At 72.6% G+C, this 15,838-nt stretch carries 13 protein-coding genes and 1 pseudogene; 4 read left to right on the top strand and 10 right to left on the bottom strand.

The window, feature by feature from the left end:
* Positions 1-38: 38 nt before the first annotated feature.
* From GA0070609_RS28250 to GA0070609_RS28215, 8 genes and pseudogenes are all read right to left on the bottom strand, one after another.
* Positions 39-1,712, bottom strand: coding sequence for a solute symporter family protein (locus GA0070609_RS28250; RefSeq protein WP_088996603.1), 1,674 nt, complete (start codon positions 1,710-1,712; stop codon positions 39-41).
* Complete coding sequence (locus tag GA0070609_RS28245; protein WP_088996602.1) at positions 1,690-2,055, bottom strand: DUF485 domain-containing protein; 366 nt, start codon at positions 2,053-2,055, stop codon at positions 1,690-1,692. Before GA0070609_RS28245 ends, GA0070609_RS28250 begins: the two co-directional genes overlap by 23 nt.
* Before the next feature lie 302 nt (positions 2,056-2,357).
* Positions 2,358-2,906, bottom strand: a pseudogene (locus tag GA0070609_RS28240) (flavin reductase family protein); the annotation flags it as partial.
* Positions 2,907-3,072: 166 nt separating this feature from the next.
* Positions 3,073-3,564: an SRPBCC family protein gene (locus GA0070609_RS28235; protein WP_088996601.1), complete on the bottom strand. Its 492-nt coding sequence runs from the start codon at positions 3,562-3,564 to the stop codon at positions 3,073-3,075.
* A gap of 85 nt (positions 3,565-3,649) precedes the next feature.
* On the bottom strand, positions 3,650-5,350 hold the full coding sequence (locus tag GA0070609_RS28230) for an ABC transporter permease (protein WP_088996600.1): 1,701 nt from the start codon (positions 5,348-5,350) through the stop codon (positions 3,650-3,652).
* On the bottom strand, positions 5,335-6,099 hold the full coding sequence (locus GA0070609_RS28225; protein WP_088996599.1) for an ABC transporter ATP-binding protein: 765 nt from the start codon (positions 6,097-6,099) through the stop codon (positions 5,335-5,337). Before GA0070609_RS28225 ends, GA0070609_RS28230 begins: the two co-directional genes overlap by 16 nt.
* 92 nt (positions 6,100-6,191) lie before the next feature.
* Positions 6,192-7,850: a sodium/solute symporter gene (locus GA0070609_RS28220; RefSeq protein WP_088996598.1), complete on the bottom strand. Its 1,659-nt coding sequence runs from the start codon at positions 7,848-7,850 to the stop codon at positions 6,192-6,194.
* Position 7,851: 1 nt separating this feature from the next.
* On the bottom strand, positions 7,852-8,265 hold the full coding sequence (locus GA0070609_RS28215) for a hypothetical protein (RefSeq protein ID WP_088996597.1): 414 nt from the start codon (positions 8,263-8,265) through the stop codon (positions 7,852-7,854).
* A gap of 243 nt (positions 8,266-8,508) precedes the next feature.
* Here GA0070609_RS28215 and GA0070609_RS28210 point away from each other — a divergent pair, with 243 nt between their 5' ends.
* From GA0070609_RS28210 to GA0070609_RS28200, 3 genes are all read left to right on the top strand, one after another.
* Positions 8,509-9,909: a hypothetical protein gene (locus GA0070609_RS28210; RefSeq protein ID WP_157748319.1), complete on the top strand. Its 1,401-nt coding sequence runs from the start codon at positions 8,509-8,511 to the stop codon at positions 9,907-9,909.
* A 287-nt stretch (positions 9,910-10,196) separates the two neighbouring features.
* Positions 10,197-11,504, top strand: coding sequence for a hypothetical protein (locus tag GA0070609_RS28205; RefSeq protein ID WP_088996595.1), 1,308 nt, complete (start codon positions 10,197-10,199; stop codon positions 11,502-11,504).
* 54 nt (positions 11,505-11,558) lie between these two features.
* Entirely contained in the window at positions 11,559-12,917 is a 1,359-nt protein-coding gene (locus GA0070609_RS28200; protein WP_157748318.1) for a hypothetical protein, read from the top strand.
* 64 nt (positions 12,918-12,981) lie between these two features.
* Here the strand turns inward: GA0070609_RS28200 and GA0070609_RS28195 are convergent, their stop codons facing one another.
* Positions 12,982-13,644: a DUF5701 family protein gene (locus GA0070609_RS28195; RefSeq protein WP_088996593.1), complete on the bottom strand. Its 663-nt coding sequence runs from the start codon at positions 13,642-13,644 to the stop codon at positions 12,982-12,984.
* A 77-nt stretch (positions 13,645-13,721) separates the two neighbouring features.
* Positions 13,722-14,774, bottom strand: coding sequence for a saccharopine dehydrogenase family protein (locus GA0070609_RS28190; protein ID WP_088996592.1), 1,053 nt, complete (start codon positions 14,772-14,774; stop codon positions 13,722-13,724).
* A 99-nt stretch (positions 14,775-14,873) separates the two neighbouring features.
* Between GA0070609_RS28190 and GA0070609_RS28185 the strand changes: the two genes are divergently transcribed.
* The gene (locus GA0070609_RS28185; RefSeq protein WP_088996591.1) at positions 14,874-15,830 is read left to right on the top strand and encodes a helix-turn-helix domain-containing protein; all 957 of its coding nucleotides are present in this window, start codon (positions 14,874-14,876) and stop codon (positions 15,828-15,830) included.
* Positions 15,831-15,838: the final 8 nt, after the last annotated feature.

The following is a 15,838-nucleotide window of genomic DNA, read 5'->3' as shown; positions in this document are numbered from 1 at the left end:
CCGGTCGGTCGACCGGGGGCCCCGCCGCGCGGGCCGGCTCAGTGGGCGCCGGCTCCGGTGAGGGAACGGACCTCCAGTTCGGCGTACTTCTCCTCGTCACTCTCCTTGGAGATGACGGTGCCGATCCACCCGCACAGGAAGCCGAACGGGATGGACAGGATGCCCGGGTTGGACAGCGGGAACCACTGCCAGTCCTGGTCCGGGAACATCGACGTCGCCGCCCCGGAGACCACCGGCGAGAAGAACACCAGCAGCACGGCCGAGAGCAGGCCGCCGTAGATCGCCCAGACCGCGCCCGAGGTGTTGAATCGCTTCCAGAACAGGCTGTAGAGGATCGCCGGCAGGTTGCCGGAGGCGGCCACCGCGAACGCCAGCGCCACCAGGAACGCCACGTTCAGGTTCTGCGCGAAGATGGACAGCACGATCGAGATGGCGCCGATCACCAGCGCGGAGATGCGGGCCACCCCGACCTCCTGCCGCTCCGAGGCCGTGCCGTCCTTGACCACGTTGGCGTAGAAGTCGTGCGCGAGGCTCGACGACGAGGCCAGGGTCAACCCGGCGACCACGGCCAGGATGGTGGCGAAGGCGACCGCCGCGATGACCGCCAGCAGTGTCGCCCCGCCCAGGTCGCCGCCGAGGAAGTCCACCCCGAGCGCCTCGGCCAGCTGCGGCGCCGCGGTGTTGCCGGCCCGGTCCTGGGCGGTGATCGCCTCCCCGCCCACCAGGGCCGCCGCGCCGAAGCCGAGGGCCAGGGTGAGCAGGTAGAAGGTGCCGATGATGCCGATCGCCCAGAGCACGCTCTTGCGGGCCGCCTTGGCGGTCGGGACGGTGTAGAAGCGGATCAGGATGTGCGGCAGGCCGGCGGTGCCCAGCACCAGGGCGATGCCGAGCGAGAGCAGGTCCATCTTGCTGTAGAAGGTCTTCAGCGCGTCGCCGGGTGTCTCCACCCCGTAGCGGAGCCCGGGTTCGAGGAAGGCGGCTCCCTTGCCCGAGGCGTCCGCGGCGTCGCCGAGCAGCGAGGAGAGGTTGAACTTGTACTTCGCCAGCGCCAGCAGCGTCATGATGATCGCGCCGCCCATCAGCAGGAACGCCTTGACGATCTGCACGTAGGTGGTGCCCTTCATGCCACCCACCGTGACGTAGATGATCATGAGGGCGCCGACCATGATGATGGTGGCGATCTTGGCGGCGTCCGCGTCCATGCCGAGGAAGGTCGTCCCGGGCTTGATCCCGAGCAGCAGCGCCACCAGCGCACCCGCGCCCACCATCTGGGCCAGCAGGTAGAAGATCGACACGGTGATGGTGGAGACCGCCGCGGCGGTACGCACCGGGCGCTGGCGCATCCGGAAGGCCAGCACGTCGGCCATCGTGTACCGGCCGGAGTTCCGCAGCAGCTCGGCGACCAGCAGCAGCGCCACCAGCCAGGCGACCAGGAAGCCGATCGAGTAGAGGAAGCCGTCGTAGCCGTAGAGGGCGATCAGGCCGGCGATGCCGAGGAACGAGGCCGCCGACATGTAGTCGCCGCCGATCGCCATGCCGTTCTGGAAGCCGGAGAAGGACCGGCCGCCGGCGTAGAAGTCGGTGGCGGTCTTGGTCTGCCGGCTGGCCCAGATGGTGATGGCCAGGGTCACCGCCACGAAGACCAGGAAGAGCGTGATGGTCAGGTTGCGGGCGGTGGTGTCGCCCGCCTCAGCCGCGAGGACCGTGTTCATGGGTCACCTCCCCGATCTCGGCGCGGATCCGGTCGGCGACCGGGTCGATCTTCCGGTCGGCGTGCCGGGAGTAGAGCCAGGCGATGAGGAAGGTGGAGACGAACTGGAGCAGGCCGAAGACGAGGGCGACGTTGATGTTGCCGAACAGCTTCGTGCCCATGAACCCCCGCGCGTACGCGGACAGGATCACGTAGAGCGCGTACCACAGGAAGAACGCGACGGTCATCGGGAAGACGAAGCCGCGCAGCGCGCGGCGCAACCCGGCGAACTCGTCCGACCGCTGTACGGCGAGATACCGGTCCGGCGTGGACGCGTCGGCCGGCGCGGGTGTGTCCGTGGACATCTGTGGATCACCACCTTCACAGGCATCGGGGATTTCCGCGCACGCTAGGAAGCGCGCTCCCCGCCGGGGAAGGCCGAGATCGACGTTGGTCGCCGGGTGCGCCGAACGGCACGGTGGCTGCGCCGAGTGACCCAGCTCACTCCGATGAGCGGTCGGCGGACAGCCGCCCACGCTGCGGCCGCGCCGGTCACCGGGCGTCGGGTGATCGGTCACCGACCGTCGGATGACTGACCGAATCGCCGGGGCTGGCCGCCGGCCACGGCCGGGGCGCCGCCCGGCCGACGGGAGCGGGCCGGCGCTGGTCAAACCAGTTCGCGGTAGCGACCCCGGTAGTGCAGCAGCGGGTCCGTCTCCTCGGCCAACTCGACCGCCTCGATCGTGGCCTCCACCAGCAGGCCCCAGCCGTACTCCCGGGCGGTGTCCAGCCGGCAGCCGGCCCACCCGCCGGCGTCGGCCGGCACCGGGCCGTAGGACGTCTCGGTCCACTCGCCGGTGGCGAAGAGGCCGCCCGGCGACGGGAAGAGACCGGCGAACCGGTCGGCGAGCTGCCGGTGCGGCGGGCCGAGCGGGGCCACCGCGAACCGGCCGGCCGCCTCGGCCGCCGCCCACAGGTCGGACTCCGGGTCGACGAGGCCGACCAGCCGGTCCGGCTCGCCCTCGGCCACCAGCGTGGACGACACCGTCAGGCCCGCCGGGCCGGGCGCCGTCCAGAGCGTCACCGGAGCGGCCAGCCGACCTCGCAGCCGGCGTACGGGCGAGCGCTGCCCGGCCGGTACGGCGAACGGATCGGTGTGGTGGATCTCGGCACCCGGCTCATGATTCACGTGGAACATTCTGCCGCTCCCCGCCCTCGGCCGTGCCGGGTCCGCGTCGCGCCGTGGCCTGCCGTCCGCCGCGCCGGGGCCGGCCGCCCGCGCCGCGAGATGGCGCTCGATCCAGGAAGTAGTGGCCTCCAGGCCGATGGGAGACCACTACTTCACTGATCGAGCGCGACCTTGGTGGGCTGGCACGTCCTGATCAGTCGGCGGCGAGGGAGCGGCGAGCGGCGGCCAGTACCTCCGGGTCGGCGCAGCCGGCGGTGTAGCCGGCGATCCGGCGGCGGATGTCGCGGCCGAGCAGCCACCTCCCGATCCGGTCGGCGACCGGGCGCAGCAACGCCGGCCGGCAGCGGAAGCTGTACCGCCAGGTGGCGATGGTGTGGCCGGGTTCCGAGGCCGGTGCGAACCGCCAGCCGCCGGCGAACATCTCGAAGAACCACGGGCCGCGCACCATCTTCATGCCGACGTGGCTCGGCGGCGCCCAGGAGACGTACTCGCTCACCATCACCAGCCCGTGCCGGGACCGGGTGAAGGTGCGTACGCCCTTGCCGGGCCGGGTCGCCCCGTCGACGAAGTGCTGCTCCCGGACGAACGGGTCCCACCGGTAGCGCACCGGCGCGGTGGTCTGCGAGACCGCGAAGGCCAGTTCGGGTGGCACCGGCACGGTCGCCACCGCCTCGACGACAGGCATCCGCCCATTCTCGCCGCCCGCGCCAACCCCACCGTCCCGCGGAGCCGGTGAGCCACCGCCGTGCCGGTCCGCCGTGCGGGGCGGGTCAGCGGCGGGGGGTCACGGTGGCGAGCAGTTCGGGCTGGCGGCGGTCGAGGACGTCGCCGGCCAGGTACGCGCCGAGCAGCGCGGCGCCGACGCCGTACGCCGCGCCGACCGGCAGGGCCAGCCAGTGCCAGACGTCGCCGAGCAGCGCCGCGGCCACCACCATCGGCACCGCCGCGACCGCGGTGCCCACCATGGCCAGCAGGGTGAGGAAGCTCTTCGCCACCCCGGCGCCGCTGTTCAGCGCGAACGGGTTGCTCGTCTCCGGCAGCGCGTACGCCCCGAGCACCGAGACGAAGCTGTTCACCGCCAGCCCCACGCCGTAGGTGGCGAGCAGGCTGCCGGCGGTCACCCCGATCCAACCGGGCCGGCCGAGGATCACCGCCAGCGCGACCGCGACGACCGCCAGCATCGGCAGCACGTAGAGCGAGAACGCCGCCATCCGGGCCCGCAGCTCCTGCTGGCCGGGCACGCCGGCGACCAGGTGCGCGGCGTACGCGCTGCCGTCGAAGCCGAACTGGTTGGCCAGGGTGACCGAGGCGAGCACTCCCACGAAGAGCATGGAGAGGCTGACCAGCACCGGCGACGAGGTGTCCGGCACGGTGAACCCCGCGGTGCCGTCGGCGGCCAGGTTCGAGCCACCCAGGTTGACCATGACGGGCACGAAGAGCCCGACCACCGCCACGGTGATCAGGTTCGCCCGCCGCCGGGCGTCCCGCCACCAGTACCGGGCCTCCCGGGCCACCAGCGCCCCGAACCGGTCCCGCCGCGCCCAACCGACCCAGCGGGGGAAGAGCTGCGCCACCGCCCCACCGGCCGGCCCGCGGCGGGCCGGAGCCGGGCCGGCGCTGGCCGCACCGATCATCGCCGACTCCAGCGACCGGGACCACCAGGCCAGCAGTGCCAGCAGGGCGAGTGCGGTGATCAGGAGCTTGACCGGAGCGGCCCAGACCCGCCCCTCGGCCATGTCGATGCCGGCTGTCCAGGGCGCGCCGAACGGGGTCCAGCCGACCACCTCGGCCACCGGATCGAGCCGGTCCCAGTCCGCGTCCCGCAACGCCGCCAGGCCGAAGATCTGCAACGGGCCGAGCAGCGCGGCGGCCACCGCGAGCAGCACGGCGGCCAGGTCGCGGACCCGGCGGGAGCGGAGCATGGCGGCGAACGCGCTGGTCACCGCCCGGGCGGCGGCGACGCAGAGCAGCAGGCCGGCGACCACCCCGATCGCCTCGACCACGGCCGCCGACCAGCCACCGAGCGCGCCGGCGGTGAACACCAGCCCGGCGAGCGCCAGCAGCACCGCGACCGCCGGCACGCTCACCAGGGCGGCGGCGAGCAGCCCGGTGACCAGGGTGCGGCGGGGCAGCGGCAGCAACGCGAACCGGGCCGGGTCGAGCGTCTCGTCCACCCCGAAGAAGACCAGCGGCAGCAGCAGCCAGCCGAGCAGCAGCAGGCCGCCGCCGAACGCGGCGACCATCAGCGCGTACCGGTCCTCGCCGGCCAGCCCCGGCGCGGCGAAGAGGAAGAAGCCGGTGCCGGCGAACCAGAGCCCGACCACGACGCCGACCACGTAGAGGGCGATCCGCCAGCTCTGGCCGCGGAAGTTGTTGACCATCACCCGCAGCTTGAGCCGGACGAAGTGCCGCGGGGAGACCCCACGGGTCGCCGCGGCCGGGCTGGCCGGGGTGGTCACCGGGACAGCCACGCCAGCTCCTCACCGGTCGCCGTCCGACCGCCGACCACCTCGACGAAGACCTCCTCCAGCGAGCGGTCGCCGCGGACCTCCGGCAGCGTGCCGACCCGCTTGATGGTGCCGGCGGCCAGGATCGCGACGTGCGAGCAGAGCCGCTCGACGACCTCCATCACGTGGCTGGAGAAGACCACCGTGCCGCCGCCGGCCACGTACCGCTGGAGGATGTCCCGGATCAGCGCGGCGGAGACCGGGTCGACCGCCTCGAACGGCTCGTCGAGCACGAGCAGCCGCGGCCCGTGCAGCAGCGCGCAGGCCAGGCCGATCTTCTTCTTCATACCGGCCGAGTAGTCGACCACCAGGGTCCGGCCGGCGTCGCCGAGCGCGAGCACGTCGAGCAGCTCCGCGGCCCGCTGGTCGACCACCGCCGGATCCATGCCGCGCAGCAGGCCGTGGTACGCGAGCAGCTCCGCGCCGCTGAGCCGGTCGAAGAGGCGTACCCCGTCCGGCATGACGCCGAGCAGCCGCTTGGCGCCGACCGGGTCGGCCCAGACGTCGTGCCCGAGCACCCAGGCCCCGCCGGCGTCCGGCCGGAGCAGCCCGACGGCCATCGACAGCGTGGTGGTCTTGCCGGCACCGTTGGGGCCGAGCAGGCCATAGAAGGAACCGGCCGGCACGTCGAGGTCGACGCCGGCCACCGCGACCTTGCCGTCGAACGCCTTCGCCAGGCCACGCAACGAGAGGGCCGGGTGCTCACCAGTCATGCGTACGACCGTATCCGTCGGTGCCGAACACCTGGTCCGGCCGAGGGATGATCCGCCGTCATCCCGCAGTCGTACCCGGCCGACGGGCAGTCCTACTGCTGACGCCCGGGCTGCAGGCGCAGCGACTCCGGGGTGTGCAGGCGGAGCATGGTGGCCGCGACGTCGGCCGGCGCCCGGCGGCGGGTGGCCAGCGACACCGCCACCATCACGGTGAAGGCGAGCGGCACCGTCCAGGCGGCCGGCTGCGTGGTGAGCGTGGCCGGCCAGCCGGACAGCGGCGGCCCGACCACGGTGACCAGCACCGCGAGGATCGCGGCGCCGCCGCCGACCAGGATCCCGGCGGCGGCGCCGAGGTCGGTCAGCCCGCGCCACCAGATGCCGAGCACCAGCAGCGGGCAGAAGCTGGACGCGGCGACCGCGAACGCCAGCCCGACCACCTGCGACACGTCGAGCCCGGCGAGGTTGAGCGCGAGCACCGCCGGCACCGCGCCGGCGATCACCGTGGCCAGCCGGAAGCCGCGTACCGAGCCGCGGCCGAGCACGTCCGTGGAGATCACGCCGGCGACGCTGGTGAGCAGCCCGGACGAGGTGGAGAGGAAGGCCGCGAACGCGCCCGCGGCGACCAGCGCGGCGAGCAGCCGGCCGGTGGTGCCGTGGCCGAGCGCGGCCTCGGGGAGCAGCACCACCACCGCGTCCGTCTGCCCGGTGACCAGCAGTTGCGGGGTGTAGATCCGGCCGAGCACCCCGTAGATCGTGGGAAGCAGGTAGAACGCGCCGACCAGGGCGAGCACCACCAGGGTGGTGCGCCGGGCGGCCGCGCCGTCCGGGTTGGTGTAGAAGCGCACCAGCACGTGCGGCAGCCCCATGGTGCCCAGGAAGGTCGCCAGGATCAGCGAATAGGTCGCGAAGAGTCCCTGGTCGTCGTCGCCGGCGGTGCTGGGCAGCAGCCATTCGGCGGCGTCGGTGGCCACCCCGGAGACCTCCGGCACCGGGTCGCCGGCGGCGAAGCTCAGCTCCTCGCCGGGGCGTACCTCCCGGGTCTCGCCGTCGGGCAGGGTGAGGGTGGCGCGGTGCTCGACCACGACGGTGGTCGCGACCCGGAACGTCGGCCCGTCGGGCGGGGTCACCGCCGGGCGGGCGTCGGCCTGCCACTGCAACGCCAGGAAGATCGCGGGTACGGCCAGCGCGGTCAGCTTCAGCCAGTACTGGAAGGCCTGGACGAAGGTGATCGCCCGCATGCCGCCGAGCGCCACGTTGGCGGTCACCACCACGGCCACCACCAGCGCGCCCACCGGGTACGCCGAGCCGGTGACGGTGCTCAGTGTCAGCCCGGCCCCCTGCAACTGCGGCACCAGGTAGAGCCAGCCGATGAAGATGACGAAGACGGTGGCCAGGGTGCGCAGCCGGCGCGAGCCGAGCCGCAGCTCGCAGAAGTCGGGCAGGGTGAACGCGCCGGAGCGGCGCAGCGGCGCGGCCACGAAGAGCAGCAGGGCGAGGTAGCCGGCGGCGAACCCGACCGGGTACCAGAGCACGTCCACGCCGTACTTGAGGATCAGGCCGGCGACGCCGAGGAAGCTCGCCGCGGAGAGGTACTCCCCGCCGATCGCCGCCGCGTTCCAGGTCGGACTGATCACCCGGGAGGCGACCAGGAAGTCGGAGGTGGTGCGGGCCAGCCGCAGCCCGTAGAAGCCGATCCCGACGGTCACCAGGGTGACCGCGACGATCGCCGGTACGACGAAGGCGTTGCCCACCTCAGCGCTCCGGCCGCTGGACCAGGTCGGTGAAGTCCTGTTCGTTCCGTTCGGCCAGCCGCACGTACGCCCAGCCGACCCCGATCAGGAACGGGAAGGACACCACCCCGAGCAGCAGCCAGGGCAGCTTGACGCCGAGCACGGTGACCCGGCCGACCGACGGCGCGATGGCGAACAGCCAGGGCAGTCCGCCCAGCCCGATCGCCACCACCAGCGAGAGCCGCAGGGCCAGCGCCAACTGGGCGCGGACCAGGCCGCGGACCAGCGCCTCGCCGACCCGGGTCTGCTGGGCCAGCTCGGTGCGAGTGCGGTCGGCCCGGTCGTCCCGCCGGGACACCTCGGCCAGCACGATCCGGGCGCGCCGGGGCGGCTCCGGCGCCCGGGGCGCCGGTACGGGATCGTCGGCAGCGGCCACCCGGGAAGTCTCGCCTGCTCAGCCCGAATGTCAAGGGGTGTGGCGACCGCTGTGGACAACTTGTGGAAAACGCTTCACCCCTGTGGAAAACCAGCTGCGCGGACCTTTAAGAGACCATTAAGTCCGGATTCGTCCGTCAGCTGTTTTCCCCCAGTTGATCGGCCGGATCGGCCTTGCCGGCATTGACCCCGACACCTACGCTGGGGCGGCAATTCCCTATTCCTCTTCTTCCACGGGGTTTCTATGCGCAAATTCCGCACTCTGCTCGGCGTGACCCTCGCCGGAGCATGTGCACTCGCCGTGGTGCCGGGTACGGCATCGGCGGCACCGGCCGCGCCGCAGCAGGCGGCGGCGGCGCTCGAGGACACCACCGGCGCCTTCTACCCGCTGGCCCCGGCCCGTCTGCTCGACACCCGTAGCGGCGTGGGTGCGCCGGCCGGCGCGATCGGCGCGGGCAAGAAGGTCGACCTCCTGGTCGCCGGCCGGGGCGGCGTTCCCGCCGTCGGCGCCGGCGCGGTCGTGCTCAACGTGACCATCACCGGTCCGACGGCGAGCAGCTTCGTCACCGCCTACCCGGCGGGCGAGGCGCGGCCGAACGCCTCCTCGATCAACTTCCCCAAGGGCTGGCTCGGCTCGAACAACGTCACCGTCAAGCTCGGCTCGGGCGGCAAGGTGTCGGTCTACAACCACTCCGGGTCGACCCACGTGGTGGTGGACGTCGTCGGCTTCTACGCCGCCGACAACGGCATGACCAACCGCAACGGCAGCGAGTACCAGGCGTACATCCCGCAGCGGATGTTCGACACCCGCTACGACGGCACCGGCAAGATGCCGGCCGACTCCTGGATCGACTACGCGATCGACTTCGGGCCGGAGAACGCGAACGTCCGGAGCCTGGTCATCAACCTCACGGCGGTCTCGCCGGCGAAGGCGGGCTTCCTGACCGCCTGGTCCGGTGCGGGCAGCCGACCGACCGCGTCGACGGTCAACTACGGCGCCGGCAAGGTGGTGCCGAACCTGGCCTTCGTGCAGACCCGGCCGTGCTACGAGGACTGGTGCTCGGAGATCTGGGGCGCCCCGATGTTCCGGGTCTACACCTCGCAGTCCGCGCACTTCGTGACCGACCTGGTCGGCATGATGGACGACGGCAGCCTGGAGTACGGCATGCGGTTCAAGCCGGTCAGCCCGACCCGGATCGCCGACAGCCGGATCGGCCAGGGCTACCCGTCCATCCTCGGCCCGGGCGCGGTCCGCGCCGTCGCCACCCCGTCGGAGTTGCTCACCGAGACGACCGACGTGCTGGCGATGAACATGACCGCCGTCGCGCCGACCAACAACACCGTGATCACCGTCTGGCCGGCCGGCTACGGCGATCTCTTCCCGAAGCCGGACACCAGCAACCTCAACCCGGCTGCGGGTCAGACGGTGTCGGGTGCGGTGCTGACCCCGATCGGGCCGGCGTCGGCCAACCCGCCCCGCGCGTTCAACACGCACAACCTCTCGGGGAACGTGCACATGATCGCTGACGTGGTCGGCACGTTCTACTTCTCGGAGCCCGTGTCGGCGGCCACCGCCGCGGCACTCAAGGCCGGCATCGCCGCTCCGGTGGCCGGCAAGGCGAGCCGGGCGTCGACCGGCAGCTGAGCAACACCCGCGTGAAAGGGCGCCCCGGCCATCGGCCGGGGCGCCCTCGCTTTGCGCCGCGCCCGGCCCGTCCCGGCGTCGGCTCGGCGGGTACGTCCCCGGTGCGGTGCTGGCCGGCGACCATCCGAGCCCGGGGTGTCCGATCGCTCGGCCGGAGATCCGAACAGGACTTATCTGCAGGTCACGGGCTTGCCGGCAGAGATGGCCGACCCTAGTCTGGGCGGGCGAAGCCCTGTCCCTCTCCTCCCCCGGGGTCCCTTATGTGCACAGTCCGTGCCCTGCTCGCCGTGACCGCCGTCGGTGCGTGCGCGCTGGCCGGGCTGCCGGCCTCCGCCGCGCCCGTAGCCAGGCCGGTCGCCGCCGCCGTCGCGGCCGACACAGTGGTCGGGACGTACTATCCGCTGGCGCCGGAGCGGCTGATGGACACCCGCAGCGGGCTCGGCGGCCGGACCGGCCCGCTCGGTGCCGGTACGGTGGTCGACCTTCAGGTGGCGGGACGGGGTGGGGTGCCGGCGAGCGGTGCCGGCTCGGTCGTGCTCAACGTGACGGTCGCCGGTCCGACCGCGAGCGGCTACCTGACCGTCTACCCGGCCGGGCAGACCCGGCCGACCGCGTCCTCGCTCAACTTCGGCGCGGGCTGGCTCGGCTCGAACAACGTCACGGTCAAGCTCGCGCCGGACGGGCGGGTCGGGATCTACCACCATGCCGGCAGCACCCATGTGGTGGTCGACGTGGTGGGCTTCTACGCCGGCAGCGACACGGTGCGGGGCAGCCACGGCCGGGGCGGCCAGTACCAGCGGGTCACGCCGACCCGGCTGGTCGACACCCGGCGGGAGCGGGGCCCGATCGAGGGGAACACCCTGATCAACCGCTGGGTCGACTTCGGCCCGGTCAGTCCGCACGTCAGGGCCCTGGTCCTGAACGTCACCGCCGTCCGGCCGGAGCGTTCCGGGTTCCTCAGCGCCTGGGCCGGCGACAGCCCGGTGCCGACCTCCTCCACTGTCAACTACGCCGCCGGCACGGTGGTGCCGAACCTGGCCTACGTGCGGACCGCCATCTGCCACGATTGCGGGCCCTGGTACGGGGTGCCGATCTTCGCGGTGCACAGCCTGCGCGCCACCGACATCGTGGTCGACCTGGTCGGCGTGATCGACGACGGCACCCTGCCGGGCGGTCTGCGGTTCACCCCGCTCGACCCGACCCGCATCGTGGACAGTCGCGCGAACCTCGGCACCTCGGGGACGCTCGGCCCGAACGCGACCCGCCGGATCACCGCGCCGCCCACTGTGGTCACCAATGCCACGCAGGTGCTGGCGACGAACGTGACAGCGGTCGCGCCGACGGCCAATACCGTCGTCACCGTCTGGCCGGCCGACGCCGGCGTGGCCCGGCCGGCGGCCAGCAGCCTGAACCCGGCCGCCGGACAGACCGTCTCCAACGCGGTGCTGGCCGGGATCGGCCCGACGGACGCGTTCGCCGTGCACAACCTCGCCGGCAGCACGCACCTGGTGACCGACGTGGTGGGCAGCTTCCAACTGCCGTCAGGCGCCGCGCCGGCCGATCCGCTGCGGGTCCTCGCCACCGGCGGCTACTGACGGTTCCGGTCCACACCGGCTGATCAAGCCGAACGTTCGGACCGCAGCGGGTACGTGGCCTTGTCGCCCGTGGTCGCCGCTCCTAGGCTGGGCCGACCGATCTTCGCCCATCGTTTTCACGAGGACCGAATGCGAACACTTCGCGCACTGCTCAGCACCGGGGTCGCCCTCGCCACCACCTGCGCGCTCACGGCCGCCCCGGCCACCGCGCAGCCGCCGGCGGCGAGCGCCGTCGTGGACGTGACCGGCACCTACTACCCGGTCGCTCCGACCCGGCTGATGGACACCCGAGAGGGACTGGGTGCGCCGCTGGCCATGATCGGTCCGTCGGGCCAGGTCGACCTTCAGGTCGCCGGGCGGGGCGGCGTACCGGCCAGCGGGGTCGGTGCGGTCGTCCTCAACGTGACGATCACCGGCCCGACCGCGGACGGCTTCGTCACCGTCTATCCAGCGGGTCAGCCCCGCCCCAACGCATCCTCGGTCAACTTCGCCAAGGGGTGGCTGGGCTCCAACAACGTCACCGTCAAGCTCGGCTCCGGCGGCCGCGTGTCGGTGTTCAACCGGAATGGCGACACGCACGTCGTGGTCGACGTGATCGGGTTCTATGCCGCGGACAACACCCTGGCCGACCGTGGGATCGGCAGCCTCTACCACCCGTACCGGCCAACCCGGATCTACGACAGCCGGACCGATCCGGATACGGGCGGTCAGAAGCGCGGGGCCGGCAGCTACCTGCACCTGACCCAGCTGCTCGGCGGGAACAACCCGCATGCCCGGGCGCTGGTCGTGAACATCACCGTGGTCGACCCCGAGCAGGACGGCTTCGTCACGGCCTGGTCGGGTGCCGGCGAGCGGCCCGCCGTCTCCACGGTGAACTTCCGGGCCGGCACCGTCACGCCGAACCTCACGATCGTGCAGACGCGGCCCTGCGACGGTGAACTCTGCTCACCGGAGGGAGCCCCGACCTTCTCCATCTACACCTCGGCCCGCGCGCACATCGTTGTCGACGGGTTCGGGATGATGGACGACGGAACGGTCCTCTTCGGCCGGCGGTTCGAGCCGTTGAACCCCACCCGCATCGTCGACAGCCGCACCGGTCTGGGCACCTCGGGCGCGCTCGGCGCCGGCGACATCCGCAAGGTGATCCCGCCGTCGGCGATGGGGACCACGGAGGACGTGGTGCTGGCGATGAACGTGACGGCCGTGGCGCCGACGGGGCAGACCGTGCTCACCGTGTGGCCGGCCGACTGGCCCGACTACGGCGTCCCAGCTGCGAGCAACCTCAACCCGGCACGCGGGCAGACCGTTTCCGGCGCGGTGTTCGGCGAGCTCGGTCCGTACGGGAAGTTCAACGTGCGCAACCACGCGGGCAGCGTGAACGTGGTGATCGACGTGGCGGGCCGCTTCTACTGAGCCTGACGCAGCGGCGGGCGCTGGCCGGAGGTGATCCGGTCGGCGCCCGCCGCCGGCCGGTGCGTCAGCTCAGACCCACGCGCTCCGGTCGGGCGGAGGCGGAGCCGAGCCAGGTGTGCGGGTTGCCGTACCAGCACCAGCCCAGCTTGGGCGCGCCCTGGCTGATCCAGATCGCCGGCACCCGCTTGTCGCCGCAGCGTGAGCCGACCAGCGAGAAACACTTGTTCTTCGCCAGCGCCGCCGGGTGGAGCGTGACGAAGGCGAGCCCCTCGTCGATGGTGAGCGGCAGCCGATCCTGGGCGGTGATCACCTCCATCGCGGCCGATGGCGCCAGGTTCAGCGTCTCCTCGCCCCGGTCGACGTCGAAGAGCAGGTACGCCGGCCCCTCGGGCACCTCCAGTTCCTTGATCGGGTCGAACGTCGCCAGGTCGCCCTCGGCGTAGTGCCGGTCCACGAAGCCGGGCTTGCGCTTGCCGGCCAGCGTGGTGCGCGCCAGCCGATCCTCGACCGGCACCAGGTCACGGGTGACCACCAGCAGGAACGGCACCCGCGCCTCGGTGGGCCCGGGCAGGCCGGCGGTGCCGGCGGCGGCCGCCGCCCGCAGCGGGGCGACCAGTTCCCGGAAGGCGTCCTCGGTCAGGTTGGCGAGCGCCGGGTACCCCAGCTCCACCAGGCGGTCGAGTTGGCGGTCGAATTCGGTCGCGGCGTCGAACAAGACGGCCTCCATTCTGGTACGGAGTACCGTACAGCGTACGACGCCGGGCCTCTATTCCCGTCGGCCCGAGAATTTTCTGCGCAGGGCGATCAGGCGAACTGCGGTTCGCGCGACTCCTGAAGCGGTTCGACCGAGATGTGCGCGGCCAGGGCTCGGAGGAAATCGGGCGCGTCGAAGATCTCGCCGGCGGAGGCGACCCCGCTCGTCCTCGTCCGGCCGTCGAGGATGCGGCGCACCGCTTCGACCGCCAGCGGGGCGCTGATGGCGTAGATGTCCTGGCCGCTCGCGACGATGCGCCGTCGCCTCTCACCGGAGCGCACCACGACGTCGACGGTGAACGTCTGCGCGGACCGGCCGCGCTCGTCGACGGCGGTCGGCGGCGTGTCCCCGGCCGCCAGGTCGCTGGCCGCCCCGGTGGTCATGTACGTGCGGACCTCGGGGATGGACAGGTGGCTGGGGACGGTGACGACGTCGGCCATGGTGAACTCGCCGAGGACGGGCCGGCGGCCCAGCGGAGCGGGGAAGTCCCAGTCCAGCGTCGGCAGGTTGCTGTCGGCGACGTAGTACTCCAGCCGGCCACCGGTGTAGCGGACCCGCCGCCCGTCGCGCCGGTCCCGGGAGACGGTGCCGGAGGCGAGCGTCCCGCCCGTGGGGTGCCAGCTGCTCAGCCCGTACGCGACGTGCGCCTCGTCGGCCGCCGTCCAGTCGCCCATGGCCGCGGTGACCAGCAGGTCGCCGAGCCCGCCGAAGAAGGCCATCGCCGGGACCACCGCGACGCCCGCCGCCCGGGCGCGCTCGGTGAAGTGGGTGAACGTGTCGACGTTGGCCTCGATCTCGGCCGCCACGTCCACGTACGGGATGCCGGCGCGCAGGGCGGCCTCGATCACGGGAGCCGCGGTCGAGGCGAACGGGCCGGCGCAGTTGACGACCGCGGCCGCGCCCCGCAACGCCTGGTCGAGCGAGGCCGGATCGTCGACCGACGCCACCCGGTACTCGAGCCCCGGCGCCGCCAGCGCCCGCAGCTTGCCCGCATCGCGACCGAGGAGGAGCGGGACGAACCCGCGATCGCGCAACTCCGCCACCACGAACCGTCCGGTGTGTCCGTACGCGCCGAACACCGCCACGACCTGCCCCGAATCCATCTGTGGTTCCTCTCCCGAAAAGATCGACTGAGGAGAGCCTCCCAGTGGCGGCCGGGCCCGACCAGTGTCTGGAACGCCATCCCCCGTACAATTTCCGACATGGCCACTGTCGCGCTCGCCGCCACCGACGGGATGCTGCACTTCGAGCTCGCCATGGCCTGCGAGGTCTTCGTCCGCGACCCCTCCGGCCTGGCGGACCCTTGGTACGACCTCGTGGTGTGCGGCCCCGGCCCGGTCCGGGTCGGCAGGTTCGGGTTGGAACCCGACGACGGGTTGGACCGGCTCGCCCGCGCCGAAACCGTGATCGTCCCGTCCGTGGCGGACATCGACGCCGAGGTGCCCCCCGACCTGCTCGACGCCGTCCGCGCGGCCCACCGGGCGGGCGCCCGGATGGTCTCGTTCTGCACCGGTGCCTTCGTGCTGGCCGCCGCCGGGGTGCTGGACGGGCTGCGCGCCACCACGCACTGGGCCCACACCGAGGCGCTGGCCGCCCGCTATCCCCGGGTGACGGTCGACCCCGACGTGCTCTACGTCGACAACGGCAACGTGCTCGCCTCTGCCGGCAAGGCCGCCGCGATCGACCTGTGCCTGCACCTGATCCGCCGCGACCACGGCTCGACGGTCGCCAACGCCGTCGCCCGCCGCCTGGTCGTGCCGCCGCACCGCGCCGGCGGCCAGGCGCAGTTCGTCACCACCCCGGTGCCCGCCCGCGACGACCATCCGCTCGCCGACCTGCTCCCCTGGGTGATGGAGCGGCTGAACCGCCCGCTGACCGTGGAGGATCTGGCCCGCCGGGCGAACATGAGTTCGCGCAACCTGGCCCGCCACTTCCGGTCGGCGACCGGCACCACCCCGCTGCAGTGGCTGTCGACGCAGCGCATCCGCCGGGCCCAGGAACTGCTGGAGAACACCGACGACAGCATCGACGCCATCGCCGAGGCGGCCGGCATGGGCACCGCCACGACGCTGCGCCGGCACTTCCACCGCACCGTCGGCGTGCCGCCGGACGCCTACCGCCGCACCTTCCGCAGCGCCGGACCCGCAGCGGGTCGGTGAGCGCCGTC

The organism is Micromonospora echinaurantiaca, from assembly GCF_900090235.1.
GTDB lineage: Bacteria > Actinomycetota > Actinomycetes > Mycobacteriales > Micromonosporaceae > Micromonospora > Micromonospora echinaurantiaca.
This window is presented reverse-complemented; position numbering and strand designations above follow the sequence as displayed.